The following is a 16,724-nucleotide window of genomic DNA, read 5'->3' on the forward strand; positions in this document are numbered from 1 at the left end:
GCGGAGGTTGGCAGTGAGCACACGCGGAGTGGTGTTCGTCCACTCGTCGCCGACTGCGGTCTGTCCGCACGTCGAGTGGGCGCTCTCGGGCGTTCTCGGAACGCGGGTCTCCCTCGAGTGGTCCGCGCAGCCGGTGGCGTCCGGTCAGATGCGGGCCGAGTGCACCTGGAGCGGTCCCGCCGGTAGCGGCGGGGCGCTCGCGGGGGCGCTGAGGGCCTGGTCGATGCTGCGATTCGAGGTGACCGAGGAACCGAGTCCCGGCGTGGACGGGGAGCGGTTCATGCACGTCCCCGGCCTCGGCATGTGGCACGGTCGCACCAGCGCCAACGGCGACGTCGTGCTGCCCGAGGACCAGCTGCGCACGGTCATGGCCGAGCACGGCGGCGCCGGGCTGTCCCGGCGTCTGGACCAGCTGCTGGGCACCGCCTGGGACGACGAACTGGAGTCCTTCCGCTTCGCCGGTGACGGCGCGGCGGTGACGCTGCTGACCCACCGGGTCGGCTGAGCCGGCCCGGGCCGGGCAGACTGTCGTCCCATGGGGGGCGAGGAGTGAACGGCCGGGCCGCGATCACGGTCGGCGTCCTGCTGGTGGCGCTGGTGGCCGTCGGCGGTGTCGCGTGGACGGTGTCCGGGACGACCCGCTCCGGCGTCGCCCCCGCGTCCGCGCCGCAGACGGTGCCCGACGACGGCGCGGGCAGCAGCGAGGTGACCATCAGCGCGGGCGCCGCCGAGCACCCGGCCGCCCAGCTGGTGATGCAGCAGGTGCAGCTCTACTTCAACGCGGTCAACGGCCGCGACCACGCGACCTGGACCCGCGTGGTGAACCCCGAGACCGCCGACCGGCAGCCCCGCGAGGCGTGGCTGGAGGGGATCGGGTCCACCGTCGACGGCACCATCCGCATCGACCGGATCGACTCCACGACCGGCGGCGGTGTGCTCGCCCTGGTCCGCTTCATCAGCGTCCAGGACCCGAACGACGGACCGCCCGGCCTGCACGTCGGCCGGATCTGCTGGCAGGTCGCGTTCCCGATGGCGGGCTCGCCGCCGCGGATGGACGTCGGCGACCCCGACGGGATCCTGCGCGCCCCCTGCTGAGAGGGCCGTGCGGGTCCCCGGCCGGGGACCCGCACGCCAGGCGTCAGGCCTTGGTGAACACCAGCGAGGCGTTGTGCCCGCCGAAGCCGAACGAGTTGTTGACCGCGGCGTCCACGGTCATCTTCCGCGGCTCACCGGCGACGACGTCCAGCTCGACCTTCGGGTCCTTGTCGGTGAGGTTGAGCGTCGCGGGGATGATGTCGTCGCGCACGCTGAGCAGCGCGATGATCCCCTCGACGGCCCCGGCCCCGCCCACGAGGTGCCCGAGCGCCGACTTCGGCGCGGTCAGCACCGGGTGGTCGCCGAACGCCCGCCGCACGGCCGTCGCCTCGCCCACGTCGCCGACCACCGTGGAGGTGGCGTGGCAGTTGACGTGGACGATGTCCGAGGCGGTCAGGCCGGCCCCGGCCACCGCCTTCTGCATCGCCCGGATCTGGCCCTCGCCCTCGGGGTCGGGCCCGGTGATGTGGTAGGCGTCGGACGTCATGCCGACACCGGCGAGGCGGCCGTGCACGGTGGCACCGCGGGCCTTCGCGAACTCCTCGCGTTCGAGCACGAGCACGCCCGAGCCCTCACCGAGGACGAAGCCGTCCCGCCCGGTGTCGAACGGCCGGGAGGCGCCCTCCGGGTCGTCGTTGCGGGTGGACAGGGTCCGTGACTGCACGAACCCGGCCACGGTGATCGGGACGATGCAGGACTCGGCGCCGCCCGCGAGGACGACGTCGACCTCCCCGTCGCGCAGCAGCTTGTAGGCCCAGGCCAGGGCCTCGGCGCCGGTGGCGCACGCCGAGGCGGGGGAGTGCACCCCGCCCTTGGCCTTGTACTCCAGGCTCACGAGCGCGGCCGGCCCGTTGGGCATGAGCATCGGCACGGTCAGCGGCGAGACCTTGCGCAGCCCGTGCTCCTCGAGCAGGCCGTCCTGCGCGAGCAGCGTCGGTGCGCCGCCGATGCCCGCGCCGATGACGACGGCGAGCCGTTCGGCCTCGACCGCGGCTCCGTCCTCACCGGGGACCGGGCCGAGTCCGGCGTGCGCCCAGGCCTCCTTGGCCGCGACCACCGCGACCTGCTCGCACCGGTCCATCCGGCGGGCCTGCACACGGGGCAGGATCTCGGTGGGCTCCACGGCGAGCTGGGCCGAGATGGACACCGGCAGGTCGAACCGCTCGACCCAGTCGGCCCGGGTGGCTCCGACCCCGGACTTCCCGGCGAGCAGCGCCTCCCAGGTGGAGGCGGCGTCCCCGCCGAGCGGGGTGGTGGCCCCGAAACCGGTGACGACCACTCCGTCGGTCATGACGTCTCCTTCTCCCCGGCGGGCAGCTGCACGCCGGTACCGATCACTGGTGCTTGGCGATGAAGTCGACGGCGTCGCCGACGGTCTTCAGCTCGGCGAGCTGGTCGTCCGGGATCTTGGCGCCGAACTTGTCCTCGGCCTGCACGGCGATCTCCACCATCGACAGCGAGTCGATGTCCAGGTCGTCCACGAAGGACTTCTCGGGGGTCACCTCGGCGGTGTCGATGCCGGCGACCTCCTCGACGATCTCGGCCAGCCCGGTGAGGATCTCGGCGTTGTCAGCCACGATGGTTCTCCTTGCGCGATGGTTGGGTGCGGGTGCCAGGTCGGGGTGCCCGGTCAGGGGCAGACGACGACCTGTCCGGCGTAGGACAGTCCTGCGCCGAAGCCTACGAGGAGCAGCACGTCGCCGGACCGTACCCGGCCGGCCGTGCGCATGTGGTCCAGCGCCATCGGGATGGACGCGGACGAGGTGTTGCCGGAGTGCACGATGTCGTCGGCGACGACCATGTCCTCCCGGGCGCCCTTCTGGCGCAGCTTCTTGGCGACGGCCTCGACGATGCGGAGGTTCGCCTGGTGCGGGATCAGCACGTCGATGTCGGCGGGGGTGAGCCCGGCGCGCTCGATCGCCCCCAGCGCGACCGGCGCGATGGCCGTCGTCGCCCAGCGGAAGACCGCCTGGCCCTCCTGGTGCAGCTTGTTCGTGCTCTCGCCGAGGATCCGGATCGTGGACGCGATGTCACCCGCGCTGCCCCAGACGACCGGACCGACACCCACGTCGTCGGGGCTCTCCGCCGGGCCCAGCAGGGCGGCGCCCGCGCCGTCGGCGAAGATGATGCAGGTCGACCGGTCGTCCCAGTCGACCCAGTCCGACAGCTTCTCCGCGCCGATGACCAGCACGTGCCGGGCGGAGCCGGCGCGGATCATGTCCGAGGCGACACCGATGCCGTAGCTGAAGCCCGCGCACGCGGCGTTGAGGTCGAACGCGGCGACGCCGTTCGCGCCGACCCCGGTGGCGACCTGGGCCGCGGCGTTCGGGATCGGGTTCGGCATGGTGCAGGTCGCGACGACGACGGCGTCGAGCCCGGCCGGGTCGAACCCCGCGTCCTTCAGCGCCGCCGTCCCGGCCTCGACCGCCATGTCCGGCAGCAGGGTCTCGGCGTCGGCGATGCGCCGCTCGGCGATGCCGACGCGGCTGCGGATCCACGCGTCGTCGGTCTCCACCCGCTTCGCCAGGTCGGCGTTGGTGACCACGTGCTCCGGCTGGAAGCTGCCGACGCCCAGGATGCGGGCTCCGGCGACGGTGTCGGCCAGTCGCATGCGGCTCACTTCCCGTGCTCGGCGATCAGGTCGACGGCGGCGTCGAGCTGCTCGGGGGTCTTGAGGGCCAGCGTCGGGGTCCCCTTGACCGCGCGCTTGACGAGCCCGGTCAGCGTCGCGCCCGGGGGCAGCTCGAGGGTCGCACCGGTCCCGTGGTCGGCGAGGGTCTGCATGCAGGCGTCCCAGCGCACCGGCCGGGTGACCTGTGCGACGAGCCGGCGCAGCGCCTCGGCGCCGGTGTCGACGGTCCCGCCGTCGGCGTTGGAGAGCAGGGTGAGCGTCGGAACCGACACCGGCACCGACGACGCGTGGCTCTCCAACGCGGCGCGCGCGGGCTCCATGTGCGCGGTGTGGAACGCCCCGGCGACCGGGAGCGCCTTCACCCGCGCCTTCTCCGGCGGCGACGCGACGAGCTCGGCGATCGCCTCCTTCGTCCCGGCGGCGACGATCTGGCCCGCCCCGTTGCGGTTGGCCGGGTCGAGACCCAGCTCGGCGAGGCGCGCCAGCACGACCTCCTCCTCGCCGCCGAGCACGGCGGCCATCGAGGTCGGCGCGACGGCGCAGGCGGCGGCCATCTCACGGCCGCGGACCCCGGCGAGGGCGACGGCGGCGTCCTCGGTCAGCACGCCCGCGATCGCGCAGGCGGTGATCTCGCCGATCGAGTGCCCGGCGACGACGGTCCCGGACGGCAGCTCGACCCGCTCGCGCAGGCGGCGCGCGGCCAGCAGACCCAGCGTGACGATCAACGGCTGCGTGACCGCGGTGTCGGTGATCTCCTCCGCGTCGGCGGTGGTGCCGAGGCGCGTCAGGTCGAGCCCCACGGCGTCGGACCAGCCGGCGACGGCCTCCGCCGCGGCCGGGTCCTCCAGCCACGGAGCGAGCATGCCGGGGGTCTGGGCCCCCTGGCCGGGTGCGAGCAGGGCGATCACGAGGACATCACACACCTCTCGGGGTCGGGGCCGGGATACCGGTTACGACGAAGTCGGACCACCGAAGTTGTAGGAAACCTACGACACGCAGGTGTGACCGGGGCCTCGTTACCGATCCGTAGGGGCCGGTGTTTGTAGGGTTCACGACAACGCCCCGCCCGCCGGGACACGGACGCCGTCGACGTCCGGATCATGCTCCCCGGTCGGGTCCAGGGGAGTCAGCGGGGTGTGCGCGGCGACGGCCGGCCCGTCGGACGCGCGGGCGGTGCGGTCCGCGACGAGCGCGGCACGCAGCACGAACGCCTCCCGCGGGTCGGTGGGGGAGCGTCCGACGAGCTCGCCGATGCGCCGCAGCCGGTAGCGCACCGTGTTGGGGTGCACGTACAGCGCGCGGGCGCAGCCCTCCAGGCTCGCCCCACCCTCCAGGTAAGCGGCCAGGGTGCGCAGCAGCTCGCCGCCGGTGTCGTACAGCGGGGCCAGGACGTCCTCGGCGAGCCGGCGCCGCGCCGCCGGGTCGCCGTGCAGGGCCCGCTCCGGCAGTAGGTCGGCGGCGTCGACCGGGCGGGGTGCGTCGGGGTGCCCCGGGGCCGCGGCCAGTCCGGCCAGCGCCTCGGCGACGGCGCCGCCCGCGGTGGCCAGGTCGGTACTGGGCGGGCCGGAGACGACCGGTCCGGGCCCGAAGTGCCCGGCGACCTCGGCGAGCACCCGCGCGGTGACCGCGCTCGTCCCCGGTGCCGGCCCGCGACCGGCCGGCGGCCGGCGCGCGGAGGTGGTCTCGGCGAGCCGGTCGGCCACCCGGCGCGCGGGCCGCCCGGTCAGGTGCAGCAGGACCACCAGCCGGCGTCCCTGGACGCCGACGAGCACGTCGTGGCCGAGCCGCGCGGCGACCCGACGCAGCTCCACGATCAGCTGCGGGGACTCCGGGCCGGACCCGGGTGCGGAGCCGACCAGGCAGTGCACCGGGGCGGCCGGGTCCCAGCCGAGCGCGGCGGCCCGGGAGACGAGCGCGCCGTCGGTGTCGCCGCGCAGCACGGCGTCGACGACGAGTGCCTCCAGCCGGGCGTCCCAGGCGCCGCGGGACTCTGCGGCGCCGGCGTACACGGTGGCGGCGGCGAAGGCGATCTCCCGGCCGAAGCGCAGCACGGCCTCGGTCAGCTCGTGGCGCTCGGCGTCGTCGGCGAGCGGGGGCAGGTGCTCCTCGAACACGTCCGCGGCGATGCGCACGAGCTCGACGGTCTGGCGCAGGCTGATCCGCCGGGCCAGGTCGCGCGGCGCGATCCGGAACGCCTCGGCGGTCAGCGGGGTGGTGCGGTCCGGCTCGCGCAGCCAGGACACGAAGTTCGCGACGCCGGTCTGGGTCACCAGGGCCACGCCGGCGCGTTGGTCGGCGGGCAGCCCGGCGAACCACGAGCAGCGCCGCTCCATCTCCGCCAGACAGGCCGCGGCCAGCCTGGAGGAGGCGAGCTCGAGGCGGCGCAACGTCGCGTCCGCGACCGGGTGGCGGTGCACGTCGGGCAGCATGACACGACGATGGACGCACCCACAGGACACGTCACGCTCCGGCGCGCGGATTCGCGTGCGCGCACGCGGACCGGCTGGCTCGACTCGTGGCACAGCTTCTCCGCCGGCGCGCACTACGACCCGGCCAACACCCACTTCGGGCTGCTCCTGCTGCACAACGAGGACCGGCTCGTCCCGGGGCGCGGCTACGACGAGCACCCGCACCGCGACACCGAGATCCTCACCTGGGTCGTCGACGGCGAGCTGGAGCACCGCGACAGCGCCACCGGGTGGACCGCACGGGTCGGGCCCGGCGGGGTGCAGTACCTGGGTGCCGGGTCGGGTGTGCGTCACTCCGAGCACGCGACGCCGGACGGGGGCGTGCGGTTCGTGCAGATGTGGGTGGTGCCCGAGGAGCCCGGCGGCGACCCGCGCCACCTCGTGCGGGAGGCGGACGAGTGGGCGCACGGCGACACGGTCGTCCTGGCCTCGGGGCTGGAACGGCACCGCGACGCGACCCTGCTGCCGCTGCGTCAGCGCGCGGCGGCGCTGTCGGTGGCACGGCTCGCGCCGGGGTCGGCCACGGTGCTGCCGACCGCCCCGTTCGTGCACGCGTTCGTGGCACGCGGGGACGCGACGCTGGAGGACGTGCCCGGAGACGCGCTCGCCACGGGCGACGCGGCCAGGGTCGTCGACGACGGCGGCCGGCGGGTCACCGCCGGACCGGCCGGGGCCGAGCTCCTGGTGTGGGAGATGCACGCGGCGCTGGGGTGGTGACACCCGGGCACCGCGGAACGCGGCCGGGGCGCGGGCCTCGGCCGGTACGGCCTGCTGCGGTCACCGCGCCGGGCGGGTGACCGGGCGGCTCAGAGTGGCGTGACCGCGCTGGCCTGCGGCCCCTTCTGCCCCTGCTCGATGTCGAACGAGACGCGCTGGCCCTCGTCGAGGCTCTTGTAGCCGTTCGTCTGGATTGCCGAGTAGTGCACGAACACGTCCGCACCACCACCGTCGGGGGCGAGGAAGCCGTAGCCCTTCTCGCTGTTGAACCACTTGACGGTGCCTTCTGCCATTACCGCTCCCTGGAGATCATCGGCCCGGAACACTCCGCCCCGGACCGCGGGCCAGCGGCGCACACGGTCGACGCCCTGGTCAGGACGGCGAGTCGCGAGGACGAGTGATCACCGCCACCGCCGTCGCGCGGAGCCTATCGTGATCTGCGCCGCCCTGGGAGGGGCGAAAACGGACGACGGCCCGCCTCCGGTGGGGGAGGCGGGCCGTCGCGGGCCGGGTGGGGTCAGGCGGCCCCGCCGTCGCCGATCTGCGGGCCGGCGGCCTGCGGGTCGTCGATCTTGTAGCCGGCCGCGGCCTCGGCCGCGGTCTCGGTCTTCACCAGGCCCTGCTTCGCCAGCAGCGACAGCGCGCCGACGACGATGGACTCGACGTCGACCGCGAAGTGGCGGCGCACGGCCGGACGGGTGTCGGACAGCCCGAACCCGTCGGTGCCCAGCGACAGGAACGGCGCCGGGGACCACTGGCGGATCTGGTCGGGGACCGCGCGCATCCAGTCCGAGACCGCCACGACCGGCGCCTCGCCGTTGTCGCCCTCGGCCAGCTTCTGGGTCACGTAGGGCACGACCGGCTCGTCGCCGGGCTTGAGCAGGTTGGCGTGCTCGGCGTCGACGCCGTCGCGGCGCAGCTCGCCCCACGACGTCACCGACCAGACCTCGGCACGGACGTCCCACTCGTCGGAGAGCATCTTCTGTGCGGTCAGCGCCCACGGCAGCGAGACGCCGGAGGCGAGCAGTCGCACCACCGGGCCGGTGCCCTCGGGCGCCGGGGCGAAGCGGTACATGCCGCGCAGGATGCCCTCGCGGTCCACGTTCTCCGGCTCGGCCGGCTGGCGGTAGGGCTCGTTGTAGACCGTCAGGTAGTAGATGACGTTCTCGGGCTTCTCGCCGACCATCCGGCGCAGCCCGTCCTGGACGATGTGCGCGACCTCGAAGGAGAACGCCGGGTCGTAGGCGACGACGGCCGGGTTGGTCGCCGCGAGCAGCAGCGAGTGGCCGTCGTTGTGCTGCAGGCCCTCACCGGTCAGCGTGGTGCGACCGGCCGTGGCGCCGACGAGGAAGCCGCGGGCCATCTGGTCCGAGGCGGCCCAGATCGAGTCGCCGGTCCGCTGGAACCCGAACATCGAGTAGAAGACGTAGACCGGGATCATCGGCTCGTCGTGCGTGGCGTAGGACGTGCCCGCCGCGGTGAACGACCCGACCGACCCGGCCTCGTTGATGCCCTCGTGCAGGATCTGGCCCTGCTCGGACTCCTTGTAGGCGAGCATCAGGTCGGCGTCGACCGAGGTGTAGTTCTGGCCGTTCGGGTTGTAGATCTTCTGGCTCGGGAACATCGAGTCCATACCGAAGGTACGGGCCTCGTCCGGGATGATCGGCACGAAGCGCGCGCCGATCTCCTTGTCCTTGATGAGCTCGCGCAGCAGCCGGACGAACGCCATCGTCGTGGCGACCTCCTGCTTGCCGGACCCCTTCTTGACGAAGTCGTAGACCTTGTCGCCGGGGAGCACCAGCGGCTTGCTGGCGGTCCGGCGCGACGGCAGCGGCCCGCCCAGCTGGCGACGGCGCTCGCGCAGGTACTGGATCGCCTCGTCGGACTCGCCGGGGTGGTAGTACGGCGGCAGGTACGGGTCGGCCTCGAGCTGCTTGTCCGAGATCGGGATGCGCTGCTCGTCGCGGAACTGCTTGAGGTCGTCGAGCGTGAGCTTCTTCATCTGGTGGGTGGCGTTGCGGCCCGCGAAGTGCGTGCCCAGGCCGTAGCCCTTGATGGTCTTGGCCAGGATGACGGTCGGCTGGCCGTGGTGCGCGGTCGCCGCGGCGTAGGCAGCGTGCACCTTGCGGTAGTCGTGGCCGCCGCGCTTGAGCTTCCAGATCTCGGCGTCGCTCATCGGCTCGACGAGGGACTTGGTGCGCGGGTCGCGGCCGAAGAAGTGGTCGCGGACGTAGGCGCCGTCGTTGGCCTTGTAGGTCTGGAAGTCGCCGTCCGGCGTGGTGTTCATCAGGTTGATCAGGGCGCCGTCGCGGTCGCCGTGCAGCAGGGCGTCCCACTCGCGGCCCCAGATGACCTTGATGACGTTCCAGCCGGCTCCCCGGAAGAACGCCTCCAGCTCCTGGATGATCTTGCCGTTGCCGCGGACCGGGCCGTCGAGGCGCTGCAGGTTGCAGTTGACGACGAAGTTCAGGTTGTCCAGGCCCTCGTTGGCCGCGACGTGGATCAGGCCGCGCGACTCGGGCTCGTCCATCTCGCCGTCGCCGAGGAAGGCCCACACCTGCTGCTGCGAGGTGTCCTTGATGCCGCGGCCGCTCAGGTAGCGGTTGAACCGCGCCTGCATGATCGCGTTCATCGGGCCGATGCCCATCGAGACCGTGGGGAACTCCCAGAAGTCCGGCATCAGGCGCGGGTGCGGGTACGACGGCAGGCCGCCGCCCGGGCCGGCGTGGCTGAGCTCCTGGCGGAAGCCGTCGAGGCGGTCCTCGGACAGGCGTCCCTCGAGGAACGCGCGGGCGTAGATGCCGGGGGAGGCGTGCCCCTGGATGTAGATCTGGTCGCCGCCGCCCGGGTGCTCCTTGCCGCGGAAGAAGTGGTTGAAGCCGACCTCGTACAGGGTCGCCGACGAGGCGTAGGACGAGATGTGCCCACCGACGCCGATGCCCGGCCGCTGCGCGCGGTGCACGGTCATCGCGGCGTTCCAGCGCACCCAGCGCCGGTAGGTGCGCTCGACGTCCTCGTCGCCGGGGAACCACGGCTCACGGTCGGTCGGGATGGTGTTGACGTAGTCCGTCGCGGTCAGCGACGGGACGCCCACGTGCTTCTCGCGGGCGCGCTGCAGCATCGTCAGCATGAGGTAGCGGGCGCGCTGGCGGCCGGCGTTGTCGAGGACCGCGTCGAAGGACTCCAGCCACTCGGCCGTCTCCTCCGGGTCGATGTCCGGGAGGTGGGCTGCCAACCCGTCCCGGATGACGTTGACGCGGCGCGGCTCCCCGTTGTCGGTGTTGCCGGCCCTGCTGCTCTGCGCGGTCAAGGGTTCTCCCTGCCTGATTCCGTCGGTGGCCGGGATCGCCCGGCCCTGTCGTACCCGCCGCCGGCATGTGTGGGGCGACGTCGCCGGCCGGACTCGGCAGTCGTGGCCGTGGCTCGGTCCATCGTGCCTGTTCCGGCGCGGTCCCGAAACTCGTCGTTCACGAAGTCGGGCTCTTGCCGCGAGGATAGGTACTACTCGTACGTAACTGAACGGAGGGCGGGGTGACCTGCGCGTCACCGGGGCGCGAACCCCGGGCCGGTTGCATCCGGTCGGGCCCCCGTGATCGGATGCCCCATCCGATTTCGCGCGAAGGGTGGCGCCCGCACGCGGAACCGAAGACGATGGACTGCGTGAGCAGCGTGAAAGGGGAACGAGTGGTGACCGCGGCAGATGCCGGTGCGTCCGACATCGCGGCAAAGCTCGGCATCGAGCCGGGCATGATCGTCCAGGAACTCGGGTACGACACCGACATCGACGACCAGGTCAGAGAGGCCGTCGAGGACACGACCGGTGAGGAGCTCCTCGACGAGGACGCCCAGGAGGTCATCGACGTCGTGCTCCTGTGGTTCCGCGACGGGGACGGCGACCTGATCGACACCCTGGTCGACGCCCGAACACCCCTCTCGGACGAGGGATTCGTGTGGGTCCTGACACCCAAGACCGGCCGTGACGGCCACATCCAGCCCTCCGAGATCGCCGAGGCGGCTCCGACCGCCGGGCTGTCGCAGACGTCCAACGCGACGCTCGGGGACGACTGGGTGGGGTCGAAGCTCGTGCCGCCGAAGCAGGGGAAGGGCAAGCGCTGAGCCCAGTCGTCGAGGGCGCGGTCGCCCCGGACTTCGAGCTCCCCGACCAGAACCGGCAGCCGGTCTCGCTGGCGTCGGTGCTCGGGTCGGGGCGCTCTGCCCTGCTCGTCTTCTACCCGTTCGCGTTCTCCGGGATCTGTGGCGGGGAGCTCGAGGCCGTGCAGTCGACGCTCGGGGACTTCCAGAACTCCTCGGTCCAGGTGCTGGCAATCTCCTGCGACCCGACGTTCTCGCTGGCGGCCTGGGCCACGTCCGCGGGATTCGGGTTCCCGCTGCTGTCGGACTTCTGGCCGCACGGGGCCGTGGCGTCGTCCTACGGGGTGTTCGACACCGCGAAGGGGATGGCGTTGCGGGGGACGTTCCTGGTCAGACCGGACGGCACCGTCTCGTTCACCGAGGTGAACCGGCCGGGGGAGCCGCGGGACCAGGACGGGTGGCGGCGGGCGCTGTCGGCCGTGTGAAGATGTCCATCCCGGGCGCATAGCTCAGCGGGAGAGCACTCGGTTTACACCCGAGCGGTCGTAGGTTCGATCCCTACTGCGCCCACCATCCCGGACGATTGCCTTCGTGAGTCTGTGTTGACTCTGCGAGCGGGGCTCGACCTCGCGGTACACCGCGCTCCACGACTCGTCCAGGTGGGACAGCGTCTCGACGTTGGAACGCACTGGCTGCAGGTACCTGTCCGAGGACGAGATCTACGCCGCTGCGTTGGAACGCGAGCCGGACGCCTCGGCGGAACGCCGTGCCCAGCTCCGGACGGAGGCGGGGAAGAAGGCTCGGCACAACGTCGCGTTCTACGATGCCAAGTTATCGGTGCAGAAGTCGGTCACGCTACTGCACACAGCGTTCGAGGCCCGCGAGGTCGCCGTCCGCCAGGCCGGGGACGAGCCCACGGCAGCGGCGTGGGGCGAGTTCCGCGCGGCGGTCGAGGACGCGATCTGGGCCGGGAACAACGCCGCGCTGGAGCTGCTGCGGGACAAGGCCGGCTACACCCGGGTCGGGCACCACGGAGGTGCCGCCGGCCGCTATGCCGACGCCCACGAACTCGCGGTTGCGTCGTTCTTCCAGCACGACTCCCGGGACCCGGATCCGCAGCTGCACGTCTACAACACGATCCTCAACCGCGTCGAGGGCCCCGACGGTGTGTGGCGCACCGTCGACGGCCGGAGCCTGCACCCGTTGGCGCCCGGCCGCCGCGGCGGTCGCGGAGCGCACGACCGAGGAGTGCCTACGAGCGTCAGCAGGCGTGGGCGCCCCTCTTTCCCGCCAACGAGCTGGCCGGGACCCGCCAGGCAGCCGAGCACCACCGCGCCGCCGCCACCCTGCACCGTGCCGAAGCCGATGCCGCGACAGCCCCGGCCCCGTGCTGTGCCAGGCCGCCGACGGCGCCGCCGCCCTCGTGACTGAGCTGGATCGGCGCGCCGGCGAGATGGAGGAGGTCGAGGCGGCTCGCGGACGCTGGTTGCTGTGCACCGCAGTCGACCGGGACAAGCACGACCCTGCGGTGATCGCGCTCGCGCACCGCAACAGTGACCGCGCCGACCCGGACGAGCGAGTCACCGCCAAAGAATGGCTCACCGCCCACGACGAAGCCATGCACGCAGAAGACGATCACCGCCCGATCACCGAGCACGACCTCCACGACACCCTCGCCGTCGAGCACCAGGCCCTCGACGACAGTCCGGTCCTGGAGACCGCGGTCTCCGACGTGCGCGGCTCGGCCGCGGCTGAGCCGCGGGAGCAGCAGAGGACGACCTGCGGGTTACGACGACTGCCAAGTCCGAAGACGTGGTCACCCGGGCCCGTCGGCCCTGGACGAGATTCAGGCCCAGGAGGTTACGAGGGCAGCCTTGACACCCCGAGGCTCGCGACGTTGAGCACACCCGCGAGGATCCGTTCACCGAAACTCCGTACGACGCAGACGGCGATGGCTACGCCGACGTCTTATCCTGAGCGGTGAGGACGCCTTCGACGACGCGCCGCCACCGCGGCCACGTCTCCAACGGCGCGTCGTTGGGCGGTTGGGTCCACCGCATGCGGCAACGCTCGCCCTCCAGATCGAGATAGGTGTTCATCAGGTCGGTGTCCGACGAGGTACACGGGTCCGCCACAGCTCCAGCAGTTCGGCGACCGGAGCCGGAAGCAAACACTCGACGATCCGGTGCGCCAGGAATCACTCCGTGGTCACAACCGGAAACCCGTCGGGTCGGGTACTGGTCTGGGCCAGCTCAGCCGGATACCAGCCGACGACGTGCTCAACCGCCTTCGACGCGTCGAGCACCACCAGCCCCGTCGGTAGCGGCGGGCCCAGGATCCCAAGCGCCTCTTGTAGGCCGGCCCGCTCCCACACGATGACCAGGCGCGGGGCGTCCGCCATTGACGCGGCGCAGGCGAGATCGACGATTGCCTGCTGGGCGTCTGTGCCCCAACGGAGCGGTCTTACCTGCACGAACCCCGCGTAGGCTTGGCCGCAGCTCGGCGCAGAGTAGATTCGCCATCGGTGGCGGGACGCACCCGCCCTCACTCAGCTGCGTCTCCATCGTTGCGATCGCGGACTGCTCCAGCTTGGTGGCCCAGCCGGCTTCCGTCAGCTCCTTCATACCTGAGCAGTGTCCGGTATACCCCAGTCAGTTCCGTCTGCGAACGGGGCCGGACCAGCACCAGCTCGAAGATCGACAACTAGAGGTACTGCTGCTACCAGACCAGCCCCAGAACAGGCCGTTGCGTGGTTTGGCCCAGTGATATCACCCGACCCAGAGCTTCGCCGTGCGGCAACGTTGCGATGAGGGATCGCTGAACCAGTGCGGCCATGGATCGTGGTAGGAAGTGCCATGGCGTTCCTACCAGGCGACCCGCCCGCCCACGACGGGGGCTATGAGGCAGGGTATCGATCTTGTCCGTGCTTCTGGGGTACTGAGCCCGCCAGCCTGGTGAGGCTTCTTGTAAGCCAGGTGGCTGTCCGCGATTGGCGAGTACTCGATCTGGGTTGTGGCGAAGGAAAGAACGCCGCCTTCCTCGCTGAGCGCGGAGCAAACGTGATCGCTGTTGATGTTTCAGACGCCGCGATTGCGAACGGGAATTCCATCTGGCCCGATACTCCAGGGATCGAGTGGCGAGTTGCTGATGTGATGCCGCAGGAGTTCTCGGACGGAGAGTTTGATCTTGTCGTCGCCTATGGGCTCTTTCATTGTCTGGAATCTGAGTCGATTGAACCGCTGATCAAACGCGTGAAGGGATGGACTCGCGCGGGCGGGAGGAATGTGGTCGTAGCGTTCAACGATCGCGCCCAAGATCTAGCCGGTCATCCTGGCTTCTGTCCTACTCTGCTCACTCACCAGTTTTATCTTGGCCAGTATTCAGACTGGCGCCTTGATGTAGCTACAGATCAGGACCTGGTTGAGCGCCATCCGAACAACGAGATCGAGCATTCGCACAGCCTGACTCGTCTGATTGCTACTCGACGATGACACACAGGCTGCCTCCTGACTTGGTTTCAAGATACAAGGAGGGGCGTCTGATCCTCTTCGTCGGCGCTGGCGCTTCAATGTCAGTTCAGTGGGAGCGAGACGGTCAGATTCGACGAGGACTGTCCTGGTCCGAGCTGGTAGACCAAGCAGCGAAGATGCTCGGCTTCGATGATCCGAATCTGCTCAGGGTGCGAGGAGATGATCTGCAGATTCTTGAGTACTATCGCATCAAACATAGCGGGGAAATCGCGGCACTGAGAAACTGGTTTCAGCAGGAGATGGCGGCGCCAGATGCGGCGCTCCTAGCGTCACCAATTCATAAGGCATTGGCAGCACTGGAGCTATGCCCGCTCCTATGCACGACGAACTACGATGATTTTCTTGAGCGCGGACTCGCGCTGCATGGGCGCCCGTGCAGTGTCGTAGCGGTCGAGGCCCACATTGCAAACGTTCTAAAGAGTCGGGCTCGAAACCGGCCTGGTTCAGGATGTGAAGTTGTGAAGTTTCATGGCGACCTCTCAAATCCCGACCGAATGGTTCTCTCTGAATCTGACTATGAGAGTCGACTAAACTTTGTTGCAACCGAAGATCAGCGCTTGAAGTCAGATATGCTTGGTCGTGCGGTACTCTTCCTAGGATATAGTTTCCGCGACTGGAATGTCTCTTATCTTTTCAGAATGGTGAATGAGCAATTTGGCTTGTTGCCAAGTGCTCCGACAGGACGGCGGGCGTATATCGCCGTCGCTGATCCAAGCGACTTTGAGTATGAGTTGTTTCGAGCGAGAAATATCGAGGTTCTACCGATTAGTGGGATGAATCTTACCGGAGACATTGCCCAGATACTGAGGCTTATTCAGGCTCCGTCAGGTAAGTGTGTAGAAGATGAGTCCGATGACTGCCGAGATTGTCGTTTTAAATGTGGCGTAGGGCCGCCGGTAGTCTGTGTGGAGAACTTTCCACGTTTTGATATGGGCGATGACTCGTTCGATGGTGGCGCGTGTGTGGTTGAGGCTCTTGTTGAATGTTTTTTGCCAGTCGAGAAGTTCCCGGCCGGGTGGTTTTTTGAACGGGGTGTTCATGCCGCGCCCGATGTATCCTTTATCGCCGATCGGGGGGTATGTGGCGAGGTGGTCGAGGGCGCCGGATTGGTCGAGGCAATATAGGTCGTGTCGGGAGCCTGGGGTCGGGTCGGAGATCCACGACAGCTGCCCTTCCAGGGTGGCTGCGACCTGGACGACGACGCCGGTGGTGCGATGCTTGCCCGACCACAGACCCGGCACCGCGGCCCATGACCAGCAGGGCAGCAAGGTTCCATCGATGATGTACTGCCGATCGGCACGAAGCTCCTCTGCCGTCGGAACGACACTCCGCAGCGCCTGTGCCAGCAACGGAGGCTTATTCAGGCTCCGTCAGGTAAGTGTGTAGAAGATGAGTCCGATGACTGCCGAGATTGTCGTTTTAAATGTGGCGTAGGGCCGCCGGTAGTCTGCGTGGAGAACTTTCCACGTTTTGATATGGGCGATGACTCGTTCGATGGTGGCGCGTGTGTGGTTGAGGCTCTTGTTGAATGTTTTTTGCCAGTCGAGAAGTTCCCGGCCGGGTGGTTTTTTGAACGGGGTGAGCATGCCGCGCCCGATGTATCCTTTATCGCCGATCGGGGGGTATGTGGCGAGGTGGTCGAGGGCGCCGGATTGGTCGAGGCAATATAGGTCGTGTCGGGAGCCTGGGGTCGGGTCGGAGATCCACGACAGCTGCCCTTCCAGGGTGGCTGCGACCTGGACGACGACGCCGGTGGTGCGATGCTTGCCCGACCACAGACCCGGCACCGCGGCCCATGACCAGCAGGGCAGCAAGGTTCCATCGATGATGTACTGCCGATCGGCACGAAGCTCCTCTGCCGTCGGAACGACACTCCGCAGCGCCTGTGCCAGCAACGGTGTCACCCCCGTGATCGCTCGACTAACCGTCGACTGCGACACCCCATAGGTTTCCGCCAACTCCCACTGCACACGATTCCCGCGCAGATACGCCAACGTGATCACCACCGACCAGAACAACCCCAGAACCGGCGGCCAAGACAAACGTGCCTCCGTCGCGTCCCGCTGATCCTGCTCATACACTATAGCGACAAGATCCTGAATTTCATCACGCCGGAAACCAGTGGTATAGTACATACTGCGGCAGCCCGTTCATCTCGGATTGATTCGGCAAACCAATATTCGCGATGGA

Annotated in this window: 18 protein-coding genes, 1 tRNA gene and 1 pseudogene; 10 read left to right on the forward strand and 10 right to left on the reverse strand. The window is 69.6% G+C overall.

Translation table 11 applies throughout. The features are described from left to right. Window positions 1–13: 13 nt before the first annotated feature. Together KPL59_RS08345 and KPL59_RS08350 are read left to right on the forward strand one after the other, a co-directional pair. Window positions 14–505 carry a DUF3145 domain-containing protein gene (locus KPL59_RS08345; RefSeq protein WP_043277342.1) on the forward strand — a complete coding sequence of 164 codons (492 nt, stop codon included), beginning with the start codon at window positions 14–16 and terminating at the stop codon, window positions 503–505. Between the two features lie 44 nt (window positions 506–549). Next, window positions 550–1,095 carry a hypothetical protein gene (locus KPL59_RS08350; RefSeq protein WP_226360441.1) on the forward strand — a complete coding sequence of 182 codons (546 nt, stop codon included), beginning with the start codon at window positions 550–552 and terminating at the stop codon, window positions 1,093–1,095. 43 nt (window positions 1,096–1,138) lie between these two features. Here KPL59_RS08350 and KPL59_RS08355 read toward each other — a convergent pair whose 3' ends face one another. The 5 genes from KPL59_RS08355 to KPL59_RS08375 form a co-directional block, all read right to left on the reverse strand. Beyond that, window positions 1,139–2,386, reverse strand: coding sequence for a beta-ketoacyl synthase (locus KPL59_RS08355; protein WP_226360442.1), 1,248 nt, complete (start codon window positions 2,384–2,386; stop codon window positions 1,139–1,141). Between the two features lie 43 nt (window positions 2,387–2,429). Then, window positions 2,430–2,672, reverse strand: coding sequence for an acyl carrier protein (locus tag KPL59_RS08360; RefSeq protein WP_020623056.1), 243 nt, complete (start codon window positions 2,670–2,672; stop codon window positions 2,430–2,432). A 53-nt stretch (window positions 2,673–2,725) separates the two neighbouring features. Continuing rightward, window positions 2,726–3,706, reverse strand: a complete 981-nt coding sequence (locus KPL59_RS08365; RefSeq protein WP_226360554.1) for a beta-ketoacyl-ACP synthase III — start codon at window positions 3,704–3,706, stop codon at window positions 2,726–2,728. A gap of 5 nt (window positions 3,707–3,711) precedes the next feature. Further along, entirely contained in the window at window positions 3,712–4,635 is a 924-nt protein-coding gene (locus KPL59_RS08370) for an ACP S-malonyltransferase (RefSeq protein WP_226360443.1), read from the reverse strand. Window positions 4,636–4,776: 141 nt separating this feature from the next. Beyond that, window positions 4,777–6,156, reverse strand: a complete 1,380-nt coding sequence (locus KPL59_RS08375; RefSeq protein ID WP_226360444.1) for a CdaR family transcriptional regulator — start codon at window positions 6,154–6,156, stop codon at window positions 4,777–4,779. Between the two features lie 9 nt (window positions 6,157–6,165). Here KPL59_RS08375 and KPL59_RS08380 point away from each other — a divergent pair, with 9 nt between their 5' ends. After that, entirely contained in the window at window positions 6,166–6,912 is a 747-nt protein-coding gene (locus tag KPL59_RS08380) for a pirin family protein (protein ID WP_226360445.1), read from the forward strand. 89 nt (window positions 6,913–7,001) lie between these two features. On the opposite strand, the gene KPL59_RS08385 is transcribed toward KPL59_RS08380, so the two are convergent. Together KPL59_RS08385 and aceE are read right to left on the reverse strand one after the other, a co-directional pair. Further along, window positions 7,002–7,205, reverse strand: a complete 204-nt coding sequence (locus tag KPL59_RS08385) for a cold-shock protein (protein ID WP_020624180.1) — start codon at window positions 7,203–7,205, stop codon at window positions 7,002–7,004. 224 nt (window positions 7,206–7,429) lie between these two features. After that, window positions 7,430–10,222, reverse strand: coding sequence for a pyruvate dehydrogenase (acetyl-transferring), homodimeric type (gene aceE / locus KPL59_RS08390; protein WP_226360446.1), 2,793 nt, complete (start codon window positions 10,220–10,222; stop codon window positions 7,430–7,432). Window positions 10,223–10,596: 374 nt separating this feature from the next. On the opposite strand from aceE, the gene KPL59_RS08395 reads away from it, so the two are divergent. The 5 genes from KPL59_RS08395 (at window position 10,597) to KPL59_RS08415 (ending at window position 12,988) form a co-directional block, all read left to right on the forward strand. Further along, window positions 10,597–11,028: a DUF3052 domain-containing protein gene (locus KPL59_RS08395; RefSeq protein ID WP_020624178.1), complete on the forward strand. Its 432-nt coding sequence runs from the start codon at window positions 10,597–10,599 to the stop codon at window positions 11,026–11,028. Beyond that, window positions 11,025–11,489, forward strand: coding sequence for a peroxiredoxin (locus KPL59_RS08400; protein ID WP_075311159.1), 465 nt, complete (start codon window positions 11,025–11,027; stop codon window positions 11,487–11,489). The genes KPL59_RS08395 and KPL59_RS08400 overlap by 4 nt, the downstream gene beginning before the upstream one ends. 13 nt (window positions 11,490–11,502) lie before the next feature. Continuing rightward, window positions 11,503–11,577: transfer RNA gene (locus KPL59_RS08405), tRNA-Val, on the forward strand. Between the two features lie 105 nt (window positions 11,578–11,682). Next, window positions 11,683–12,435, forward strand: a complete 753-nt coding sequence (locus KPL59_RS08410; RefSeq protein WP_226360447.1) for a relaxase domain-containing protein — start codon at window positions 11,683–11,685, stop codon at window positions 12,433–12,435. Further along, window positions 12,428–12,988, forward strand: coding sequence for a hypothetical protein (locus KPL59_RS08415; RefSeq protein ID WP_226360448.1), 561 nt, complete (start codon window positions 12,428–12,430; stop codon window positions 12,986–12,988). The genes KPL59_RS08410 and KPL59_RS08415 overlap by 8 nt, the downstream gene beginning before the upstream one ends. Before the next feature lie 213 nt (window positions 12,989–13,201). Here the strand turns inward: KPL59_RS08415 and KPL59_RS08420 are convergent, their stop codons facing one another. Continuing rightward, window positions 13,202–13,477 carry a hypothetical protein gene (locus KPL59_RS08420; protein ID WP_226360449.1) on the reverse strand — a complete coding sequence of 92 codons (276 nt, stop codon included), beginning with the start codon at window positions 13,475–13,477 and terminating at the stop codon, window positions 13,202–13,204. 382 nt (window positions 13,478–13,859) lie between these two features. Between KPL59_RS08420 and KPL59_RS08425 the strand changes: the two genes are divergently transcribed. Together KPL59_RS08425 and KPL59_RS37475 are read left to right on the forward strand one after the other, a co-directional pair. Beyond that, the gene (locus KPL59_RS08425) at window positions 13,860–14,495 is read left to right on the forward strand and encodes a class I SAM-dependent methyltransferase (protein WP_226360450.1); all 636 of its coding nucleotides are present in this window, start codon (window positions 13,860–13,862) and stop codon (window positions 14,493–14,495) included. Window positions 14,496–14,773: 278 nt separating this feature from the next. Continuing rightward, a pseudogene (locus KPL59_RS37475) lies at window positions 14,774–15,280 on the forward strand (SIR2 family protein); the annotation flags it as partial. A 78-nt stretch (window positions 15,281–15,358) separates the two neighbouring features. Here the strand turns inward: KPL59_RS37475 and KPL59_RS08435 are convergent. Together KPL59_RS08435 and KPL59_RS08440 are read right to left on the reverse strand one after the other, a co-directional pair. Continuing rightward, window positions 15,359–15,883, reverse strand: a complete 525-nt coding sequence (locus tag KPL59_RS08435) for a transposase family protein (protein ID WP_226360451.1) — start codon at window positions 15,881–15,883, stop codon at window positions 15,359–15,361. A gap of 21 nt (window positions 15,884–15,904) precedes the next feature. Next, complete coding sequence (locus tag KPL59_RS08440; RefSeq protein ID WP_226360452.1) at window positions 15,905–16,669, reverse strand: transposase; 765 nt, start codon at window positions 16,667–16,669, stop codon at window positions 15,905–15,907. Window positions 16,670–16,724 lie beyond the last annotated feature (55 nt).

Source organism: Pseudonocardia sp. ICBG1142, from assembly GCF_020496255.1.
Lineage (GTDB): Bacteria > Actinomycetota > Actinomycetes > Mycobacteriales > Pseudonocardiaceae > Pseudonocardia.

Bases quoted from the DNA above. Each gene is read 5' to 3' on its own strand.
- KPL59_RS08425 (WP_226360450.1), top strand. From the start codon at position 13,860: ATGGCGTTCCTACCAGGCGACCCGCCCGCCCACGACGGGGGCTATGAG.
- KPL59_RS08380 (WP_226360445.1), top strand. From the start codon at position 6,166: ATGGACGCACCCACAGGACACGTCACGCTCCGGCGCGCGGATTCGCGT.
- KPL59_RS08375 (WP_226360444.1), bottom strand. From the start codon at position 6,156: ATGCTGCCCGACGTGCACCGCCACCCGGTCGCGGACGCGACGTTGCGC.
- KPL59_RS08355 (WP_226360442.1), bottom strand. From the start codon at position 2,386: ATGACCGACGGAGTGGTCGTCACCGGTTTCGGGGCCACCACCCCGCTC.
- KPL59_RS08365 (WP_226360554.1), bottom strand. From the start codon at position 3,706: ATGCGACTGGCCGACACCGTCGCCGGAGCCCGCATCCTGGGCGTCGGC.
- KPL59_RS08385 (WP_020624180.1), bottom strand. From the start codon at position 7,205: ATGGCAGAAGGCACCGTCAAGTGGTTCAACAGCGAGAAGGGCTACGGC.
- KPL59_RS08440 (WP_226360452.1), bottom strand. From the start codon at position 16,669: ATGTACTATACCACTGGTTTCCGGCGTGATGAAATTCAGGATCTTGTC.